This window comes from Anaerococcus jeddahensis, assembly GCF_001182725.1.
Classification (GTDB): domain Bacteria; phylum Bacillota; class Clostridia; order Tissierellales; family Peptoniphilaceae; genus Anaerococcus; species Anaerococcus jeddahensis.
Map to the genome: position 1 here is coordinate 25,550 of NZ_CWHU01000004.1, position 21,139 is coordinate 46,688.

Annotated in this window: 17 protein-coding genes, 1 riboswitch and 2 other annotated features; of the genes, 3 read left to right on the top strand and 14 right to left on the bottom strand. The window is 30.9% G+C overall.

Annotation, left to right across the window (positions count from 1 at the left end; all coding sequences use genetic code 11):
- Positions 1–9: 9 nt before the first annotated feature.
- The gene (locus BN2087_RS01385) at positions 10–798 is read right to left on the bottom strand and encodes an Mrp/NBP35 family ATP-binding protein (protein WP_049690116.1); all 789 of its coding nucleotides are present in this window, start codon (positions 796–798) and stop codon (positions 10–12) included.
- A gap of 215 nt (positions 799–1,013) precedes the next feature.
- Positions 1,014–1,281 (top strand) — a binding site (T-box leader).
- Between the two features lie 75 nt (positions 1,282–1,356).
- Here BN2087_RS01385 and BN2087_RS01390 point away from each other — a divergent pair.
- The 3 genes from BN2087_RS01390 (at position 1,357) to BN2087_RS01400 (ending at position 4,220) form a co-directional block, all read left to right on the top strand.
- Complete coding sequence (locus tag BN2087_RS01390) at positions 1,357–2,919, top strand: ABC transporter substrate-binding protein/permease (protein WP_049690117.1); 1,563 nt, start codon at positions 1,357–1,359, stop codon at positions 2,917–2,919.
- Complete coding sequence (locus BN2087_RS01395) at positions 2,912–3,646, top strand: amino acid ABC transporter ATP-binding protein (RefSeq protein WP_049690118.1); 735 nt, start codon at positions 2,912–2,914, stop codon at positions 3,644–3,646. Before BN2087_RS01390 ends, BN2087_RS01395 begins: the two co-directional genes overlap by 8 nt.
- Before the next feature lie 67 nt (positions 3,647–3,713).
- Entirely contained in the window at positions 3,714–4,220 is a 507-nt protein-coding gene (locus BN2087_RS01400; protein WP_049690119.1) for a hypothetical protein, read from the top strand.
- An 852-nt stretch (positions 4,221–5,072) separates the two neighbouring features.
- Here the strand turns inward: BN2087_RS01400 and thiE are convergent.
- The 13 genes from thiE to BN2087_RS01465 all read right to left on the bottom strand — a co-directional run bounded on the left by thiE (position 5,073) and on the right by BN2087_RS01465 (position 21,066).
- Positions 5,073–5,684: a thiamine phosphate synthase gene (gene thiE / locus BN2087_RS01405; RefSeq protein WP_049690120.1), complete on the bottom strand. Its 612-nt coding sequence runs from the start codon at positions 5,682–5,684 to the stop codon at positions 5,073–5,075.
- A 7-nt stretch (positions 5,685–5,691) separates the two neighbouring features.
- A complete protein-coding gene (thiH, locus tag BN2087_RS01410; RefSeq protein WP_049690121.1) occupies positions 5,692–6,846 on the bottom strand; it encodes a 2-iminoacetate synthase ThiH in 1,155 nt (384 codons plus the stop codon).
- A 1-nt stretch (position 6,847) separates the two neighbouring features.
- Positions 6,848–7,612, bottom strand: a complete 765-nt coding sequence (locus tag BN2087_RS01415) for a thiazole synthase (protein ID WP_049690122.1) — start codon at positions 7,610–7,612, stop codon at positions 6,848–6,850.
- Positions 7,602–8,216 (bottom strand): sulfur carrier protein ThiS adenylyltransferase ThiF, encoded by a 615-nt coding sequence (gene thiF, locus BN2087_RS01420; protein ID WP_049690123.1) that lies wholly within the window; start codon positions 8,214–8,216, stop codon positions 7,602–7,604. Before thiF ends, BN2087_RS01415 begins: the two co-directional genes overlap by 11 nt.
- Before the next feature lies 1 nt (position 8,217).
- Positions 8,218–8,415, bottom strand: coding sequence for a sulfur carrier protein ThiS (gene thiS / locus BN2087_RS01425; protein WP_049690124.1), 198 nt, complete (start codon positions 8,413–8,415; stop codon positions 8,218–8,220).
- Between the two features lie 355 nt (positions 8,416–8,770).
- Positions 8,771–8,871: riboswitch (TPP riboswitch) on the bottom strand.
- Between the two features lie 41 nt (positions 8,872–8,912).
- Positions 8,913–10,253: a citrate/2-methylcitrate synthase gene (locus tag BN2087_RS01430; RefSeq protein WP_049690125.1), complete on the bottom strand. Its 1,341-nt coding sequence runs from the start codon at positions 10,251–10,253 to the stop codon at positions 8,913–8,915.
- A 1-nt stretch (position 10,254) separates the two neighbouring features.
- The gene (locus BN2087_RS01435) at positions 10,255–11,253 is read right to left on the bottom strand and encodes an isocitrate/isopropylmalate dehydrogenase family protein (protein ID WP_049690126.1); all 999 of its coding nucleotides are present in this window, start codon (positions 11,251–11,253) and stop codon (positions 10,255–10,257) included.
- Positions 11,254–11,255: 2 nt separating this feature from the next.
- Complete coding sequence (locus BN2087_RS01440) at positions 11,256–13,187, bottom strand: aconitate hydratase (RefSeq protein WP_049690127.1); 1,932 nt, start codon at positions 13,185–13,187, stop codon at positions 11,256–11,258.
- 1,126 nt (positions 13,188–14,313) lie between these two features.
- The gene (proC, locus tag BN2087_RS01445) at positions 14,314–15,081 is read right to left on the bottom strand and encodes a pyrroline-5-carboxylate reductase (protein ID WP_049690128.1); all 768 of its coding nucleotides are present in this window, start codon (positions 15,079–15,081) and stop codon (positions 14,314–14,316) included.
- Positions 15,082–15,926: 845 nt separating this feature from the next.
- Positions 15,927–17,189, bottom strand: a complete 1,263-nt coding sequence (locus BN2087_RS01450) for a glutamate-5-semialdehyde dehydrogenase (RefSeq protein WP_049690129.1) — start codon at positions 17,187–17,189, stop codon at positions 15,927–15,929.
- On the bottom strand, positions 17,158–17,952 hold the full coding sequence (proB, locus tag BN2087_RS01455; protein WP_049690130.1) for a glutamate 5-kinase: 795 nt from the start codon (positions 17,950–17,952) through the stop codon (positions 17,158–17,160). Before proB ends, BN2087_RS01450 begins: the two co-directional genes overlap by 32 nt.
- Positions 17,953–18,395: 443 nt before the next feature.
- Positions 18,396–19,502, bottom strand: coding sequence for a 5-methyltetrahydropteroyltriglutamate--homocysteine S-methyltransferase (locus tag BN2087_RS01460; protein ID WP_049690131.1), 1,107 nt, complete (start codon positions 19,500–19,502; stop codon positions 18,396–18,398).
- Between the two features lie 110 nt (positions 19,503–19,612).
- Positions 19,613–19,835, bottom strand: a binding site (T-box leader).
- Positions 19,836–19,890: 55 nt separating this feature from the next.
- A complete protein-coding gene (locus tag BN2087_RS01465) occupies positions 19,891–21,066 on the bottom strand; it encodes an iron-containing alcohol dehydrogenase (protein WP_049690132.1) in 1,176 nt (391 codons plus the stop codon).
- Positions 21,067–21,139: the final 73 nt, after the last annotated feature.

Genomic DNA, 21,139 nt, shown 5'->3' on the forward strand with positions numbered 1-21,139 from the left:
AAAATCTCCTTATAATTTTTCAATTTTTTCTACTAATTTATCAAGGTCATTTTCTTCTACTTCTTCAATTTTTCCTTGGTCAATTAAACTTGTAATTTCTGGATTAATTGCAAGTTTTGCTACTGTGTCAATTTTAAATTTCTCAGTAATTTCGTCTGTTTTTCCTTCTCCAAATATTTTGTAAATATTTCCAGTATCTGGAGCCTTAAAATATGACATATTTTCAACAATTCCAAGAATTTCCTTGCCCATCATTTTTGCCATATTTAAGGATTTTTCTACAACCATTCCTACCAAATCTTGAGGAGTTGTAACTGCAATTACCCCATCAATATTTAATGATTGGAAAACTGTTAGAGGAATATCGCTTGTTCCTGGCGGCATATCTATCAAAAGATAATCTATTTCTCCCCAATCAACGTCTGTGTAAAATTGTTTTAAAACATTATTTACAATTGATGATCTCCAAACAACTGGAGCAGATTTATCTTCTAAAACCAAATTTATTGACATAATTTTTATTCCGCCCACACTTTCTGGTGCAAGCAAGGTTCCATCTTCAAGGCTTCTTACGCTTTCTTTTATACCAAAAGCTTGTGGGATTGATGGACCAGTTATATCTGCGTCCAAAATTGCAACTTTATTTCCATTTTTAGAAAGTTTTGCTGCAAGCATACTTGTTACAGAAGATTTTCCAACTCCTCCCTTTCCTGACATTACTGCTATAGTTTTTTTGATTAGAGATCCCTCTCTAGTTTTTATTTTAAATTTATCAAAATTCATTTTATTTTCTGTCATTTCAAACTCCTTTATATTTCTTGCAAATATATTATATGGTATTTTTTATAATTTTCTATTTATATTCTTCTTACAATTTCCTTTTCAATTTTACATGATAAATTTGTCTAAAAAAAGTTTAAAAATTTTTCAAAAATTATAATTTTTCATTTAAAAATATAAATATTTATTTGACAAATGTAATTTGAGGATGTATCATTAGTCTAAGATTAAATATAAAAACTTTGAAAAGAAGAGTAGCTAAAAAATTATAGGCGTAGAGAATCTTTGGATGGTGAAAAAAGATCTTATAATCTTAGTGAATAAAGCCTTAGAGTTGCATCAAGGATATTTTGATTTGATGCCGTAATTTGCACGTTATAGCAAAGGGGTATAATTTTGTACTTTCTAATGGGATCCTTTGAAAGTATATTTTGTACTTAATAAGGATATTTTTGTGAAAGAATATTAAATTTGGGTGGTAACACGGTCTTCGTCCCTTGAGGGATGAGGACCGTTTTTTATATTTAATTCTTAAAATTAAGTTACGAAAAAAAATAAAAAATTTTGGAGGAGAAAATGAAAAGAATAATTAAGTTCTTGGTGGCTTTTGTATTTGCTTTCGTTTTTACAATGGAAGTTTCACACGCTGATGAGGACACATTTAAGGTTGGTATGGAAGTTAATTATGCACCTTTTAACTTTGCACAAGTTAATGATGCAAATGGAGCTGTTGAAGTTAAAAATTCCAAGGGAGAATTTGCAAATGGATACGATGTTCAAATAGCAAAAAAAATCGCCGATCAATTGGGCAAAAAATTAGAAATTTATAAAATTGAATGGGACGGCCTTCCACCAGCTCTTACTAGTGGAAAAATCGATGCGATTATCGCTGGTATGAGTCCTACTGCTGAAAGAAAAAAAGAAATTGACTTTACCGATTCTTATTATGTTTCTGATTTGGTAATAGTTTTGAAAAAAGATTCTTCTTTTGTTAATGCTAAATCTTTAAATGATTTTAAGGGAGCAAAAGTTACCGGACAATTAAATACCTTCCATTACACAGTACTAGATCAAATTGATGGACTTGATAAACAGGCTGCTATGGAATCTTTCCCTTCAATGATTTCTGCAACAAAATCTGGAAATATTGACGGTTATGTTTCAGAAAAACCAGGAGCTATGTCAGCAGTTTCTGCAAATAATGACTTAACTTATGTAGAATTTGCAAAAGGCAAGGGATTTGAAACTTCATCAGAAGATACATCAATTGCTGTAGGTCTTAGAAAAAATTCTCAAATGAAAGATCAAATAAATAAAATTTTATCTCAAATGAATACCAAAGACCAAGATAAGATTATGAATGAAATGGTAAATTTATCTGAAAATGATGGAAGTGAAGTTTCATTTTTTGGTCAAATGAAAGAAATTTGGAATGAGTATTCTTCCCTATTTATAAATGGAATTTTCTCAACACTTTTCATTTCAATAATTTCAACTTTAATTGGATTTGCAATAGGCCTTGTGGTAGCAGTTATTAGAAAAATTAAGGTTGACAAAAATAAAAATATTTATGCCTACATTCTACACAAAATAATTAATTTTATTTTAGTTTGTTATATAGAAATATTTAGGGGAACTCCAATGATGGTTCAAGCAATCCTAATATTTTATGGAGCAAAACAATTCTTATCAATCGATATGTCAACCATGCTTGCAGCCTTTATAATTGTTTCAATTAATACAGGAGCATATTTATCAGAAGTTGTAAGAGGTGGAATAAACTCAGTTGATGAAGGACAATTTGAAGCTTGTAAGGCTTTAGGTATGACCCATTCACAAACAATGTTTAATGTTGTAATTCCACAAACAATCAAATCAATTTTACCAGCAATTGCAAATGAATTTGTAGTAAATATAAAAGATACATCAGTATTAAACGTAATCAGTGTAACAGAATTATTCTTTGTATCAAAATCAATAGCAGGTTCAACCTACCAAATATTCCAAACATATTTGATAACAGCTATAATTTATTTCATACTAACATTCTTAACAACAAGAATAATCTTATTAGTTGAAAAAAGATTTAATAACAAAGAATTTACACTCGGATCAGTAACAGGAGGAATCCATGCCTAGTATTATAAAAGTAAATAATTTAGAAAAAAAATTCGGACAAAATTTAGTTTTAAAAGATATAAATATGGAAGTTCAAAAAGGTGAAGTAGTAACAATAATCGGGTCCTCTGGATCTGGAAAGTCTACCCTTTTAAGATGCTTAAACCTTTTAGAAGAGCCAACAAACGGAGAAATTTTATACAAGGATAAAAATATTTTAGATAAAAAATTTGACCTTAGAGCCTACAGAACAAAAGTCGGCATGGTTTTTCAAAATTTTAACTTATTTGAAAATAAAACCGTCCTAGATAACTGCACCCTAAGCCAAGAAAAAGTTTTAAAAATTTCAAAAAAAGATGCAGAAGAAAAAGCAAAAAAATTCCTTCAACTTGTTGGTATGGACCAATATATAAACGCAAAACCATCACAAATTTCTGGTGGACAAAAACAAAGAGTTGCAATTGCAAGAGCCCTTTGTATGGATCCAGAAGTATTACTTTTCGATGAGCCAACAAGCGCCCTTGATCCAGAGATGGTCGGAGAAGTTTTGGAAGTTATGACAAAACTTGCAAAAGAAGGAATTACAATGATAGTTGTAACCCACGAGATGGATTTTGCAAGAGAAGTTTCAAGTAGAGTTTTATTTATGAATGAAGGAATAATTCTAGAAGAAGGCTCTCCAGAAGAAATTTTCACAAATCCAAAAAATCAAAGGACAAAAGATTTCTTAAAAAGATATATGGAATAAAAGCAGGATTTTTCCTGCTTTTTATTTTGCCTTAATTTAGTATAATAAAAGAAAAAAAGGGGGAATTATGGAAAATAAATTAGTAGAACTTTTAAATGAAAATTCATCCTTTGCCTATGGATTTTTATTATATGAAGATGATGAAAAAGTTTTAATAAATAACCTAGATGATCAAGGAAGATTTGATGGATATACTTTAATTTCAAAAGATTTGGTGGAAATAAATGATAAATCAGATTTTTTAAAAAAATTAAAAATTTATAATGAGTATTGGAAGTCAATAAAGATAGGAAAATCTGACAGCGAAATTTTTAAAAATAAGCCTGATTTTTTCGATTTAGTCAAGTATGCAAAGGACAATGAAAAAATAATAAATTTAGGAAAAACTTTGGATTATTATGAATTAATTTGTGGCTATGTTAAAGATATAGATGATGATTTTGCCACAATTGATGCAGTAGACCAAAATTCTGGTGAGATTTACGATGAGTTTGAGATTTGTATTAAGGAAATAAAATATATAGAAGTAGAATCGATAGATAATATTTTGCTTGATTTTGTAAATAAAAAATAAGTTTGGGAATATAATTCTGAATGGGTTTCTTCGGAAAAATTTAAATTTTAGATTTAATTAATAAAGAGATCTATCCACACTAAAACCAATTTGCTTTGCAAATTTTCCCTTGATTTCACACTAGTTTTAGGGATAAATATGCCAAATCAAGGCATATTTATCAGGTCGAGATGGGTTTTGGCTAGATTTTTTTAATTGCTAAAGTTTTTAGTTGTTAGTCTCTATTAATTTAATATTTTGTTTCGATTAAATTTCGACTTTAAGATTTAATTTCAAGATTTTTACATCATTAAAATTTATTAATTCATTAAATCCAACAAAGAAGCAACCCATCTCGAGCAGATAAATGTACCTTGATTTGGTACATTTATCCCTGAAATTAGTGCGAAAGCACGGTAAAGTTTGCAAAGTAAACGAATTTCAGTAGTCGAGAGATCTCTTGGTTTTTTTCTTAAAAATTTACTAATTCTTTGAGATCTCTCCACGCACTCGCACAGCTCCTTTAGTCGAGATGGGTTATTGTGTGCATTTTTTAAATTACTAAAGTTCTTATTTTTTATATGATTATAATATTATTTGATTTATATGATATTTGATTTTAAATTTGAATTTTTATATCTTTAAATTTTCAATTTTATTTTTTTAATCTCAAACTTAAATTTTAACTTAAAAATTTATTTCAAACTTTAGCTTAAAATTTCATCTTAAACTTTAGCTTAAATATAAATAAAAAAATTAACCCATCTCGAGCGAATGTAATGAGTCGAGAGATCTATTGGTTTTGTTTATTTTTTCATTTTACCAATTCTTTGAGATGTCTAACTTTTTATCACTCGATATGGGTTTATTTTTTTATAATTCTTGAATTTTTTCTTTCAAATTGCAGCTTGTTTGATAAACATCTTCTGCATCCATTATTGCTCTTACTACGCAAATCCCGTCGGCTTTTGAATTTTTCAAAACGTCTACATTTTCGATATTTAAGCCACCTATTGCATAAACGTCAATATCTACAGTCTCTTTTATTTTTTTGAAAGTTTCAACTGAGGTTCTTTTGGTTTTTACATGGGTTTTTGTTTCAAAAATTGCCCCAACTCCCAAATAGTCTGCCCCATCTTCTTGGGCTTTTTTTGCGGCTTCTACTGATTTTGCAGTAGCTCCTATTAATGCCTTATCTCCCAATAATTTTCTGCAAAGTGAAATTGGAAAATCATCCGCCCCAACATGAACACCACAGCCAAGTGCCCAAGCAAGGTGAGGTTTGTCATCAATTAGCAAAGGAGTCTTATATTTATCGCAAATTTTTTTTACTTTTTTTCCTAAATTCAAAATCTCAAGGTCTGTTTTTTCTTTTTCTCTTAATTGAAGAATATCAACTCCACCTTTTAGGGCATCTTCAATTCTTTTTAAAAATTCTTCTTCAGTATATTTATCTGAATTTGTTACCAAATATAATTTTTTCATAATACTCCTAAACATTAATATAATCTGTGAAAACCGGAGTCATGCCTATTGATTTTAAATCTTTTATGGCATCATCACATGACCTATTATCTGCAATTTCAAATTGTTCGTCTCCCTCGTCTTGGGATTTTTTTGACCTGTGGCCGATTGATGTATCTACTGATGCAGAAATTTTTGTTGCTGCATATTTTACTGCCAAATTTCTAAACTCGCGCTCTTCTCTTGTTGAAAGAGTTATTGATGCAAATGGCAAAAATATTCTAAGGGCAAGCATGATTTGGAAAAATTTCTTATCATTTACTTCAAAAAATTTAAGTTCGTCTGCCCCATGAGTTGGTCTAATTCTTGGAAGAGAAATTGCAATTTCTGCATGAGGATATTTTTTTTGAATTTTTTGAGCATGAAGGCCCAATTTAAAAGCTTCTTCTATCGGATCATTTAGTCCAAAAAGTGTTCCAAATCCAACTCCCCTAAATCCTGCCATCATCGCTCTTTCTTGGGTGTCAATCCTATAAACCCAAGATCTTTTGTGGCCGTAAGGATGGTAAAAATCATAAGTTTTTGGATTATAAGATTCTTGAAAAACTGTAACAAAATCTGCTCCTGCCTCTTTTAATTTTTTATAATCATCTACATTTGCAGGATAGACTTCAATTCCTATTGTCTTAAAATATTTTTTTGCAATTTCACAAGCTTTTGCTATATAGTCTACTGATGAAAATTTTTGACTTTCCCCTGTTAAAATTAAAACATCTTCTATTCCAGTATCTGAAAGAGCCTTCATCTCTTCTTCAATTTCTTCAAAATTTAATTTTGCCCTTTTTATATCAGATTTTGCCCTAAATCCACAATACCTACAAGAATTTTCGCAATAATTCGCTATATAAATCGGTGAGAAAAGACAAACATTATTTCCAAAATATCTCACTCTCTTATCTTTTGCAAGCTCTCCCATTTTTTCTAAATAATCAAGAGCCTTGTCTGATAAAAGATTGTAAAAATCTTCTTCATCAAGTCTTTCTTTTTCTAAACTTGCAAGAATATCGGCATGACTTACATTTTTATTTTTTATTTTTTCGTAATTATCTAAAACTTCGGTTTTTATATTTGAATCTATTATATCCATTTCTGGAAAATAATCTGTAACTTTTTTAATATTCATCTTAATCGAAAAAATCCCTCAATGGTGATGATGGATCAGCACCTTTTTCTAAAACTCTGCCTGGTTTTGAAAGACGAGCAAGACGACCTGCTTCAATTCCAAGTTTAAAAGCTCTTGCCATCATTGTAATATCAGATGCACTTGCAATTCCTGTATTTGCCATAATTGCAGCAGCTCCCATTTCCATTGCCTCTGCAGCTTGACTTGGAAGACCAATTCCTGCATCAACTATAACTGGAAGATCAACCTCATCAATTATTATTTTTATAAATTCTTTTGTAACAAGTCCCTTGTTAGATCCAATTGGAGCAGCAAGCGGCATTATAGCAGCAGCTCCCGCATCTCTTAAATCTCTTGCATAATTTAAATCTGGATACATATAAGGAAGAACAACAAATCCTTCATCAGCCAAAACTTTTGTAGCCTTCAAAGTCTCTTCGTTATCTGGCAAAAGATATTTGCTATCTCTCATAATTTCAATTTTTACAAAATTTCCACAGCCCATTTCTCTTGCAAGTCTTGCAATTCTAATTGCCTCATCGGCATTTCTTGCCCCAGAAGTATTTGGAATAATTGTAACGTGTTTTGGTATATAATTTAAAATATTTGCCACATCTTTTGTATTTGCACGTCTTAGGGCAACTGTAATCATTTCACATTCTGCGTTTTTTACAGCAGCATCAATTAATTCAACAGAATATTTCCCACTACCAAGAATAAATCTCGAATTAAATTCCTTGCCACCTAGTATAAATTTATCTTCCATAATAATCCTTTCTTATTTTTTTCAAACACTCAAGCGCTTCAAGACTTGCCATGATTGATACATAGGCAAGATAAAGCCCATCTTTTTTTGCGTTCGATTTGAAATCACCAACCATAGTGATATTATTTATTTTTTTAACCATAATATCTGAAATATCCCCAAGTCCAGCCATGCCCGATGCAGTGAAAAGAAATTTATTTTCCTTTTTTGAAAAATAATCAAAGGCCATAACCTTGGACTCTTTATTGTCAAAAGCCTCAATAAAATAATCTGTATTTTCTACAATTTCATCCATATTTTTTTCATCCAAATGCATATTTTTTGCATGAACTTTTGCATAGGGAATAGTTTCTTCAATTATTTTTTTTGTTGCGAGTACTTTTTCTTTTCCAATATCAGAAATTTTATAATTTTGCCTGTTTAAATTTGAATATTCAACCTTATCAAAATCATACAAAAAAATTTCTCCAATACCTGCTCTTGCCAAAATCATGGCAATATTTGAGCCAAGTCCCCCACAACCTAAAATCGAAACTTTTGCTTTTTCAAATATTTCATTGTCATTTTTATTTTGTCTTTTTAAAATTTTATCTCTTAAATCCAAATCAACCCCCTCCAACAAAGGAAAAAACTTCAACCTTGTAGCCATCTTTTACAAGAAAATTTTTAAAATTTTCTCTTTTTACAAGTGCTTGGTTGACTTCAACAGCCACAAAGTGAGGATCGAATTTATTTTCTTTTAAAAATTCATACAAAGAAATTTCATTTTTTATTTTTACTTCCTTGCCATTTATTAAAACCATATTCACCTCCTAAAAAAAAGAACACAAATAGAATCCATACCCGAGGTGGTATGCCCCATTTGTGTTCGACACATAGATAAATAGACATTTGCAGGATCAAAAAAAGACCCTTCACTAGGGTCTTTGAGAATTGACAGAGTTTATTTTTAAAATTTATAAGAAATTAAAATTAAATAAGCTCAAACCCATCTCGACCAGATAAACAACCGTTGATTTCGATTGTTTATCCCGATTTATCGTACAAAGGGAGTGGAGAGATCTCCTTAGATTTCTCCGCTCACTACGTTCGGTCGAAATGGGATATTCTTTTATTTAGTCATCATAAAAGACCCTTCACTAGGGTCTTTAAACTTCTTTTAAAAAATTATCGCTTTCTTACGCAGGTTTTAACCTAATCAAGTTTAAAGGGTTAATGGAAAATCCATCTCTCAGCTAAAAGCACCCCTAGCTATTTTTATTATAGGACAAATTTATTTAATTTGCAAAATTTTTTTAAATCACCTTTCATCCATTGATAAATATTTTTTTGTTTGGCTCAAGGACTTGTAAGCTGGTCTTATTATTTTTGAATCTTCAATTTGTTCAAGCCTGTGGGCTGACCAACCGACTGTTCTTGCTATGGCAAAAATTGGAATATATAAATCTTTTGGTATATCTAGCATTTCATAGCAAAATCCTGAATATAAATCTACATTTGCACAAATTGGATAGGATTTATTTAATCTTTCCATCAAAATTTCTCCACCAATTTTTTCGATTTTTTCTATAAATTCAAAATCTTTTTCGCAATTTTTTATTTTTGAAAGCTCCCTTGCCTTCTCTTTTAACAAAACCGCCCTTGGATCTGAAAGGGTATAGACTGCATGGCCCAAACCATAAATCAAACCCTTTTTGTCAAAGGCCTTTTTGTCCAAAATTTTCTCCAAATATTTTCTAATTTCTTTTTCATCTTCTCTATTTTTCAAATTTTCCCTAATATTTTCAAGCATAAGGCTTACTTTTAAATTTGCTCCTCCATGTCTTGGTCCTTTAAGTGATCCAAGTCCAGTGGAAATTGCAGAATATGTATCAGTTCCTGATGATGAAACAACGTGGGTTGCAAAGGCTGAATTGTTTCCTCCTCCGTGTTCTGCATGAATTATCAATAGTAAATCCAAAATTTCCGCCTCTTCTTTTTTATATTTTTGGTCCGCCCTTAACATAGAAAGAATATTTTCAGCAATTGACTTATTTTTATCTTGGTTATGAATTATAAGAGATTTGCCGTCAAAATTGTGGATTTTTGCTTGATAGGAATAAATTGCAATAAGAGGCATTTTTGAAATTAAAGAAAGTGATTGGGACAAAACATTTAAAGTATCAGTATCATCTGGATTATTATCGTAAGAATAAAGGGCAAGGACTGACCTCATCATTATGTTCATGATATTATTTCCAGGAAGATTTAGGATTGTATCTTCAAAAAATTTTTTTGGAAGCTTTCTTTCTTCAACAAGGATATTTTTAAAATCCTCAAGGTCACATTTATTTGGAAGTTTATTAAATAATAAAAGATAGATTACCTCTTCAAAGCCAAGTCTTTTTGTCTTATTAAAATCAGCGACCATAGAAGTTAAAGGAAATCCCCTATAAAAAAGCTCGCCTTCTTTTGGAATTTTTTCTCCATTTTCAATTTTATAGCCAAAAACATCTCCGACCTTGGTCACTCCAACCAAAACTCCGGTTCCATTTTTATTTCTAAGCCCTCTTTTTATGGAAAATTTATCGTAAAGCTCTTTATCAATTGTATTTTCCTTTTTTATTTCCTTTGAAAGGGCTTTTAATTTCTTCGTATCCATCTTAGGCCTCCAAATTTTTTATTATTTCTTGGGTGATTTTTTCTAAACTTGCCTCTCCTCCCAGATCTTTTGTATGATTTTTCTTATCTTCCATTGTTTTTTCAATAGACTTTCTTAATTTTTCGGACAAATTTCCTTCCCCAATGTCATCAAGCATGAGAGATGCTGTGAGTAAAATTGCAATAGGATTTGCCAAATTTTTTCCAGCAATATCAGGAGCTGAACCATGAACGGATTCATAAATTGAAATATCCTCTCCCTTGTTTACTCCAGGAATTAAGCCAAGTCCACCAACAAGGCCTGCTGCCAAGTCTGACAAAATATCCCCATACAAATTTTCAGTAACAACAACGTCAAATTTATTAGGATTTAAAACCATTTGCATGGCAGTATTATCAACCAAAAGCTCTTCAAATTCAATGTTTGGATAAGATTTTGAAATTTCACGTCCAACATTTAAAAACAAACCATCTGTAAATTTCATTATATTTGCCTTGGTAACTATGGTAACTTTTTTCCTATTAAATTTTTGGGCATATTCAAAGGCTGCCCATATAATTCTTTCTGATTTTTTTCTAGTGATTACCTTTATTGAATGAAATTCATCATCAGAAATTTTTTCTTCAAGACCCATATACAAGTCTTCAGTATTTTCCCTAAAAATCACCATATCAACATTTTCATATTTTGTTTTTATATTTTTTATTGACTTTATTAGCCTAATATTTGCAAAAAGATCGTATCTTTTCCTAAGTTCAACATTAATTGACCTAAAACCATGGCCAATTGGGGTTGTGATTGGACCTTTAATGGCAATTTTATTTTTTTCAATTGATTTAAAAACTTCATCTGGTATAAAAGTATTTTCTTTTTCAAAAACGCTCGCTCCAGCATTTACTTCTTCAAACTCAACCTTTGATCCCAAGGCCTTTAAAACTTTTTTCATCGAATCGCAAATTTCTGGACCGATTCCATCCCCCATTATTAAAGTTACTTTCATAATTACTCCAATTCTAAATTTTTGGCATAATTTATATAGCCACCAATTTTTAAAATTTCAATTTCTCTTTTTGAAAAATCTCCCCTGACTTTTATTTCTATATCCTTATCCAAATCTTTTAAAATAAACTCCCCGCTTTCTAAAGAATTTTCTATATTTTTTATTTGAATATTATCAAATTCAGATAATTTTTCATAATCTTTTTCATTTTCAAATTCTAACGGTAAAATTGCATTGTTAATCAAATTTGACCTGTGGATTCTTGCAAAAGATTTGGCAATAACCGCTTTTATATTTAGGTAAAGAGGAATGAGGGCAGCATGTTCTCTTGATGAGCCTTGACCATAATTTATACCCGCAACAATTACTCCACCAGAATTTTTCTCGGCTCTTTTTTTGAAATTATCGATTTTTGTTGTAAAGGCAAATTCTGATAAGTATTCTATATTTGACCTAAATGGCAAAAGTCTAGCATTTGATGGACAAATATCATCAGTTGTAATTTCATCTCCCGCCTTATAAATTATTTTTGAATTTATTTCAGAAACAGGACTTGCCTTTGGAAATGGCTTGATATTTTTCCCTTTTACAGTTTCTTTAATTCTTTTTGATAAATCTTCTTCTCTTTTTATAAAATAGGCATCAGTATGGTCAAAAATAATATTTTCGTCAAAATCTTTTTTAAATTCGGCATCTTTAGGATTTGATATATATCCGTTAATCGCAGAAATCGCACAAGTTTCTGGACTTGCCAAATAAATTTGGGCATCAATTGTGCCAGATCTTCCCTTAAAATTTCTATTAAAAGATCTTAGAGAAATTCCGCCAGCTTTTGGAGCTTGGCCCATGCCGATACAAGGCCCACAACCCGATTCCAAAATTCTTGCTCCTGCCTTAATCATCTTTGCCAAAGCACCATTTTCTGATAATTTTTCCAAAATTGTTGCAGAGCCCGGAGAAATTACAAGAGAAACATCAGGATTAACTTTTTTTCCATCAAGAATTGAAGCAACTTTCATCATATCCATGTAGGATGAATTGGTACAAGATCCGATTGCAACTTGGTCGATTTTTATTTTCTCCATTTCAGAAATTTTTTGGTATTGGTCTGGAAAATGAGGTCTTGCAACAGCAGGTTCGATTTTTTCCAAATCAATTTCCATTACCTCATCATAAAAAGCATCCTCATCCGCCTCTAATTTTTTATAATCTTCTTTTCTATTTTGGCTTGTTAAATATTTTAAAGTATTTTCATCAGATGGGAAAATTGAAGTCGTCGCCCCAAGTTCTGCTCCCATATTACAAATTGTCGCCCTATCAGTTACGGACAAAGATTTTACACCTTCCCCTGAATATTCCATTATATATCCAGTTCCGCCTTTTACAGATAATTTCCCCAAAATATATAAAATTAAATCCTTGGCATTTACATAATCTTTCAAAGAATTTTTAAGACGAATATTATAAATTTTTGGAACCTTTACAAAATAAAATCCCTTTGCCATAGCAACCGCAACATCAAGTCCACCAGCTCCAATTGCAATTTGACCCAAAGCACCGCCCGTTGGAGTGTGAGAATCAGAACCCAACAAAGTTTTTCCAGGCTTTCCAAATTGTTCCAAATGAACTTGGTGGCAAATTCCACAGCCAGCTTTTGAAAAAGTTATACCAAATTTGTTGGCGGCTGATTTTATAAACTCATGGTCATCAGCATTTTCAAATCCCTCTTGTAAAATATTGTGGTCTATGTAGGCGAGAGATTTTTCAGTTTTTACATCCTCAATATCCATAGCCTCAAGTTGCAAATATGCCATTGTTCCCGTCGAATCTTGAGTTAAAGTTTGGTCAATTTTAATAGCAATTTCATTTCCTGTTTTTATTTCACCTTGTAAAAGATGATTTTCTAAAATTTTTATAGCTAAAGATTTTTTCATTTAATACTCCTTACTTTACTATATTATTGTAATAATTATACACTGAAGTAAAATAATTTCCAAAAAATATCCCACAAAATATGAGACAAGATTAGAATATCAAATTGTAAAAAGTTAAAAATTAAAATTTCTATTAATGATAATTCGAAGAAAAAATAAATCAAAATTAAAGCCAATAAAAGAGATCTCTCCACAGGGTCGAGATGGGTGATTGTTAGATGGTTTTAATTGCTAAAGTTTAATTTTTTTATTATCTTTAAAATTTTAAAAATTGAAATTTAAGCAATATATTAGTTTATTCTTCAGCTATTAATTACATATAAAGATTAACCCATCTCGAGCGAAAATCGAGAGATCTCATAGATTAAATATATCCTATAAATTTACTCTTACACTGAGATCTCTCCGCAGGGTCGAGATGGGTGATTATTGGATGGTTTTAATTGCTAAAGTTTTTCGATTTTTACAAATTAATTATTTTTTTACAAAATTAAATTCATTATTTAATAAACTAAAACGAAGACTATACCCATCCCGAGCGAATGTAATGAGTCGAGAGATCTCTTATGTTAAATTTATCTTATATATTTATCTTACACTGAGATCTCTCCACACTAAAACCAATAATTTTCCCTTGATTTCAAACTAGTTTTAGGGATAAATATGCCAAATCAAGGCATATTTATCAGGTCGAGATGGGTAATTACGGTATGTTTTTTTATTGCTAAAGTTTAATTTTTTTATTATCTTTAAAATTTTAAAAAATGAAATTTAAGCAATATATTAGTTTATTCTTCAGCTATTAATTACATATAAAGATTAACCCATCTCGAGCTTGTCGAGAGATCTCCTGCGTTTAATTTATCTTCTTTATTTACTTTTACTTAAAGATCTCTCCACTCCCTATGGTCGGTCGAGATGGGTGATTGTTATATTTATTTAATCGATAAAGGTTTTTAATATAAATTATTTATACCTTAATTTCTTTTACTTAATCAACCTTATATTTAAATAATAAAAAACGAAGATATAACCCATCTCGAGCCTGTCGAGAGATCTCTGGATTAATTTTGCTGATAAAAAAATTCATGGAAAATTTTTTTCTCAAAAATCCCCATGAATTTAATTACATATTCTTAGCCTTATTAAAAGAAGCCTCAACTGCCTTTATCAATCCTGCCCTAAAATTATTTTCTTCCAAGGCCTTGACCCCTTCGATTGTTGTTCCTTTTGGGCTTGTTACCTTATCTTTTAAAAGTCCTGGATGATCTCCTGACTCTTCCATTAATTTTGCAGATCCTATTATAGTTTGGGCAATTAATTTATAAGAAATATCTCTTTTAAGTCCACAAAGAACCGCCCCATCAGACAAGCCTTCTATAAATAAATCTACAAAAGCAGGCAGACAACCATTTACAATACTTGCTGAATCAAATTGATTTTCGTCAATTTTTATGGCCTTGCCAAAAGATGAAAAAATTTCCAAAACATTTGAAAATTCATCTTCACTCACATTTGAATTTGGACAAAGAATTGACATCCCTTCCCCAACAGATGCAGGAGTATTTGGCATAGTCATAACAATTTTTTTGTCAGATCCCAATAAATTTTCAAGTTTTTCAAGAGTAAAACCTGCAGCTATTGAAATAAAAACTTTATTTTCCAACAAATCTTTTATCTCATCAATTACATCTTTATAATAATTTGGTTTTACAGCCAAAATTATATAATCAGAATTTTCCACGACTTTTCTATTTTCCATTATAGAAACTTCTTTATCCTTAAAATATTCTAAATTAGATCCCCTGTTAGACAAAAAAAGTTCATTTTTGCCCAAAAGACCTTTTGCAATAGCAGAACCCATGTTTCCAATGCCGATAATACCAATTTTCATATTTCCTCCTTATAGAAAAATATATTTATTTTTTTTCTTAAAGTTAGTAATTTTATAAAATTAATTCTTCGTTATGTTAGGGCGAAGGAAATGGGGGAGTTTCGATTCTCCCCCTTTTTCCACGCTAACTTACTTTTTAAATTTAAAAAAATCTTAAATCAAAATTCAATTTCAAATTAAAACTACGAATAAATTCCGCGGTATAATTATTGAAATTGTACCACTGGCACAATTTCAAGCTAATTATATCCCCTAAAGCCCCAATCTTTATAACCCCTTAACCGGCCCTTGCAGGGTGCAAAATTAGAAAGAAACTAAATTTTCTTTCTCAGACTGTTGCCAAACTAAATTTTCACCCATTTCGAGCAGATAAACAACCGTTGATTTCGGTTGTTTATCCCGATTTATCGTACGTAGTGAGTCGAGAAATCTCATGAGATCTCTCCATGCGTTCGTTTCACTCACTTAGTCGAGATGGGTTTTAGCATGATTTTATTATTAAATTATTAATAAATTATTAAACTGACTTTGTCTACGCTCTGGGAAAAAAATAGCTCACTAAGGTTCTAACATTTTTTTCTCTAATAATTCACTTGAATTTATAATTATTTTTAAATAGCAGTAAATCTTTAAAAACTTGAAAGAAGCGTAAGCTTCTTACAAGAAAAGCTCCATGCAATGGTCGGTTGAAGGGGGGCAAAAAAGTGGGGGTCGTTAGGGGTAGGAAAAAGGGGGAGAATCGAAACTCCCCCATTTCCTCCGCCCTAACATAACGAAGTATTAAATATATATAACAATTTATTACAAGAAAAAACCTAAATTTCTAAAAATAATCTTTAAAAAGATTATTCCCTAATTTGCCCTTGACCCAAAATCACATATTTATATGTTGTAAGCTCATTCAATCCTACTGGTCCTCTGGCGTGAAGCCTTTGGGTTGAGATTCCTATTTCTGCTCCAAAGCCAAATTCTGAACCGTCTGTAAATCTTGTTGAGGCATTTACATAAACGCAGGCTGAATCTACTTCTTCTACAAATTTATTTGCTGCTTCTATTTTTTCTGTGATTATTGCATCAGAATGTCCTGTAGAATATTTGTAGATATGATCAATCGCCTCGTCTATACTTTCAACTTCTTTTACTGAAAATTCGTAGTCCAAATATTCTTTCCCATAATCTTCATCGCTTGCTGGGATTGCTCCTTTTATTTTTTCTATTAAATTTTCACAAGCGTGAACTTTTAACTTATATTTTTCTACAATTTTATTTAATCCATGGTAAAAACTTTGGTCGATGTCTTTGTGAACTACCAAACTTTCAAGGGCATTACACACGCCAATTCTTTGGGTTTTGCCGTTTTCAAAAATCTTCAATGCTTTTTCAATATCAGCGTACTTATCAACATACAAATGGCAATTTCCCACTCCCGTTTCAAGGGTTGGGACACTTGCATTTTTTACAACTGCGTTTATAAGAGATGCTGAACCTCTTGGAATTAACAAGTCTACATAGCCATTTAATTTCATAAGTTCAGTTGATGACTCTCTCGTAGTATCGTCAATTATTTGTACAATATTTTCATCAAAACCTGTATTTTTTATTCCTTCTCTAATTGCACTTGCTATGGCAAGTGAAGAATTTATTGCCTCTTTTCCACTTCTTAAGATTATAGAATTTGAAGATTTTATGGCAAGAATTGACGCATCCAAGGTTACATTTGGCCTAGCTTCATAAATCATTGCCAAAACTCCAATTGCAACTGATTTTTTCCCAATCAAAAGTCCATTTTCAAGAGTTCTCACATCTGTCATTTTCCCAATTGGATCTGGAAGTTTTATCATTTGATCGATTGATGAAATCATTGAATCAATTCTTTGGTCATCAAGTTTTAGCCTATCAAGAAGACCTTCTGCCATATTATTGGAAAGTCCCTTGTCATAGTCTTTTTTGTTAGCATCAAGAATGTTTTTCCTGTTTTTTTCCATGGAAATTTTTATATTTTCCAAAATTTTATTTTTATCTTTTGTTGAAAGCTTTACAAAATCTTTTTTTGCTTTTTTGGAAAGCTCACCCATTTTAGTTAATTTTTCTTTTAAAGATTGTTCCAATTTCTTCACCTTTCACAATTTTTCTAATATTTTTTAAATCTTTTGAATTTGCAATTACCGTATCAATTCCCTTTTCCATGCAAAGGTTGGCTGCATTGATTTTTGTTGCCATCCCCCCTGTTCCAAGATTTGAATAAGAATCTTTGCCCATTGACCTTAATTTTTCGTCAATTACATTAACTTCTTTGATCAATTTTGCATCCTTATTAATTCTTGGATCATCCGTATAAAGCCCGTCAATATCTGACAAAAGTAAGAGCAAATCAGCATCAACCAACTTTGCAACTACAGATGATAGGGTATCATTGTCCCCAAAATCAATTTCGTAAGTAGAAATTGTGTCATTTTCATTTACAATTGGAATAACACCCATTTCCAACAAATCATTTATAGTATTTTTGGCATTAAAATTCATAACATCGTTAGTTTCAACCATTCTTGTAAGAAGAATTTGACCGATAGAATACCCATATTCCGCAAAAGCCTTGAGGAAAGTATTCATCAAAGTAACCTGACCAACGGCAGCTGTGGCTTGTTTTTTGCTAATATCATTTCTTGGCCTTTTAATAGAAAGCCTGTTTGCCCCAGTTGCAATCGCACCAGATGAAACCAAAATCACCTTAATGCCCTTGTTTTCCAAATTTACAATTTCTTTCGCCAAATCCTCAATTCTTTCAATATCAACTCCACCATTTTCATGGCTTACAGAAGAAGATCCGACTTTTATAACTATTTTTCTTAATTCATTACTAAATTCTCTCATATTTTTTCACCATATTATATTTTATAAGAAAACGAAAAAATAAGCAATTTAAAACACCCATTTTTTGGGTGTTTTGGAAGAAAATGTTAGAATTTTTAATTACTAAAGTTTAAATTTAATTGTAAGCATAATTTTATAAGAGATCTCTCCACAGGGTCGAGATGGGTAATTATTGAAGGTCTTTAATTGCTAAAGGTTTTTATATAAATTTCTTACAAATTAATTATTTTTAATTCATTAACCCTATATTAAAATAATATAAAATGAAGATATAACCCATCTCGAGCGAAGTCGAGAGATCTCTTAGATTAAATATATCCAATAAATTAACTCTTCCACGAGATCTCTCCACTCCTTACAGTCTGTCGAGATGGCTAATTAAGGTATTTTAAAATTCTAAAGTTTAATCTTAATTATAAGAATTATTTTCTAAGATATGTCTCCTACAAAACTTCCTCAGCAACTTCTTTTAATAATTTAATTTTTTTCCATTGGTCTTCTTCTGTAAGTTTATTTCCTTCTTCTGTGGATGAGAATCCGCATTGTGGGGAGATTGAAATTTGGTCTTTGTCTAGGTATTTTTTGGCTTCATTTATTCTTTCTATCAAATCCTTTTTCTTTTCAAGCTCTCCATTTTTGCTTGTAACTATTCCTAGGACTACTTTTTTTCCTTTTGGAACTTTTCTTAAAGCTTCAAAAGATCCTGATCTTTCATCGTCATATTCTAGGAAAAATCCATTTACATGTTCATCTTTCAATAAATAATCTGCAATATTATCATATCCACCCTTAAAATGGAAAGATGACTTATAATTTCCCCTACAAATATGGGTCAAAACATTTAATCCTTCTGGCGCCTTGTCAATTGCCTTGTTATTTATTTTCAAATAAGTTTTCTTTAATTCTTCAACATTTTTGCCATCATTTTCGTATTTTTTTATTGCATCTTCATCAACCAAGGCGCCCCAGGTGCAATCGTCAATTTGTACAGTCCTACAACCAAGATCATAAATTTCTTGGAAAAATTCCCCATAAGCCTTTGCTACATCTTCTATAAAATCATCTTCATTTGCATAAATTTCTCCCTCTCCAATTTGCCTATAAACTGTCCTTAACAATTGGGCTGGAGCAGGAATTGTTTGTTTTGCCTTTACATCCTCTTCCTCAAATTTTTGTACAAATTTAAAATGTTTTAAAAACGGATGATTTGTGCCTGTTATTTTTCCTACAATTTTTACTGAATCAGGTCTTAAAACTTCTCCGTGAAATTTTATTCTTTCATTTTCAGCCAAGGTGTATTTTTCAATTCCATTTAGGCCCCAGTAAAAGTCATAGTGCCACCAACTTCTCCTAAATTCACCGTCTGTAATAAATTTAAGACCAGCCTCTTTTTCTTTTTTAATTAATTTTTCAATTTCTTCATTCTCAATTTTTGTAAGGTCAATTTCATTAATTTTTCCCTTAGAAAAATCTTCTCTTGCTTTTTTAATTCTTTCTGGTCTTAAAAAAGATCCTACGATATCGTATTTGTATGGTGCTCTTATTGTCATTTTTTCTCCTTAAAAATATAAATTTTTAGGCCTAAGTTAAAATCGGTTTTGTAAATGGAATTTTTAAAAAATTTCTAATAAAAAAGTCCTTACTATAATCAAATGATTATAATAAGGACGAAATTTTCCGCGTTACCACCTTAATTGCATATATTTTATGCCTCTTCAGATACATTCATATCCTATCTCTATAACGGGAGATCCCGTCTTGTCCTAAATATCGAACAAGCCCATCGGAGGCCATTTTCATTTTTGCTTTGTTTTATTCCATCTCAGCTTACGGAACTCTCTTTGAAAACTCTGCTAAATTACTTTTCTCGTTTTATGGTTTATTAATCTTCTAACTTGTTTTTAATTCTAGCAAGGATTTTTCCTTTTGTCAAATTTTTTAATCCTCGAGGCACATTTGGTAAATTTTTTTCACATCTTCAGGGTGAAGTTCTACAAAACCATTTATTTTTCCATTTTTACCACAAGCCTTCTTGCTCATTTGGTCAAAATATTTTTCATCAATATCAATATCTTTAAGATTTGAATCAAGTCCAAGGGTATCAAAGAAAAATTCTTTTGTTTTTTCTATAGCTTTTTTTGCAACTTCCATTTGGTCAAGATTTTTGTCAATATCAAAAACATTTACACCCAAATCATAGAATTTGTGAACAGTTTTTTCACTCAAAACATATTCCATCCATCTTGGTGTCAAAATCGCAAGACCAAGACCGTGGGTTATATCATAAAAGGCTGAAAGTTCGTGTTCAATTGGGTGAACTGTCCAAGCAGCCTTTGAAGAATCTGCTATAAAATCATTGATTGCCCAAGATGATGCCCACATAAGATTTGCCCTTGCCTCATAATTTTTAGGATCTTTCATGGCAATTGGACCATATTTTATTACAGTTTTCATCAAAGATTCCATAATTCTATCAAGCATAAACATTGAATCATTAACATTAAAATAGGATTCAAAAATGTGAGATAAAATGTCACTAGAACCACAAGCTGTTTGGAATTCACTTACAGAATAAGTAATTTCTGGATTTAAAAATGAAACTTTTGGTCTGGTATCAGGATGGCCTGATGAAAGTTTTTCCTTTGTTTCAGGATTTGTAATAACTCCACCACAATCCATTTCAGAACCAGTTGCAGCCATGGTAAGAACTGCCAAAAGTGGAATTGCAGGGCTCATTGGTTTTCCTTTGGAAATAAATTCCCAAGGATCAAAATCTGCACAAGCACCAGCTGCCATAAATTTAGACGCATCAATAGTAGATCCACCACCAACAGCAAGAATTACACCGATATTATTTTCCTTAATTATTTTGACCCCTTCTCTTACAGAATCAATCCTAGGGTTTGGTTCAATTCCAGAAAGCTCAAAAATTTCAACTCCAGAATTTTTAAGCTCTTTTATAATCTTGTCATAAACTCCGTTTTTCTTAATAGATCCACCACCATAAGTGATAAGTACCTTATCAGAATATTTTTTAACTTCCTCGCCCACAAAATCAAGAGCGTCTTTCCCAAAATGTATTTTTGTTGGAATATTATAAGTAAAATCTAACATAAACTCTCCTTTTTAAATTATTTTTAATAAAATACTTTCTATAATAAGTACTTACCCATAAATTTATCCTTTT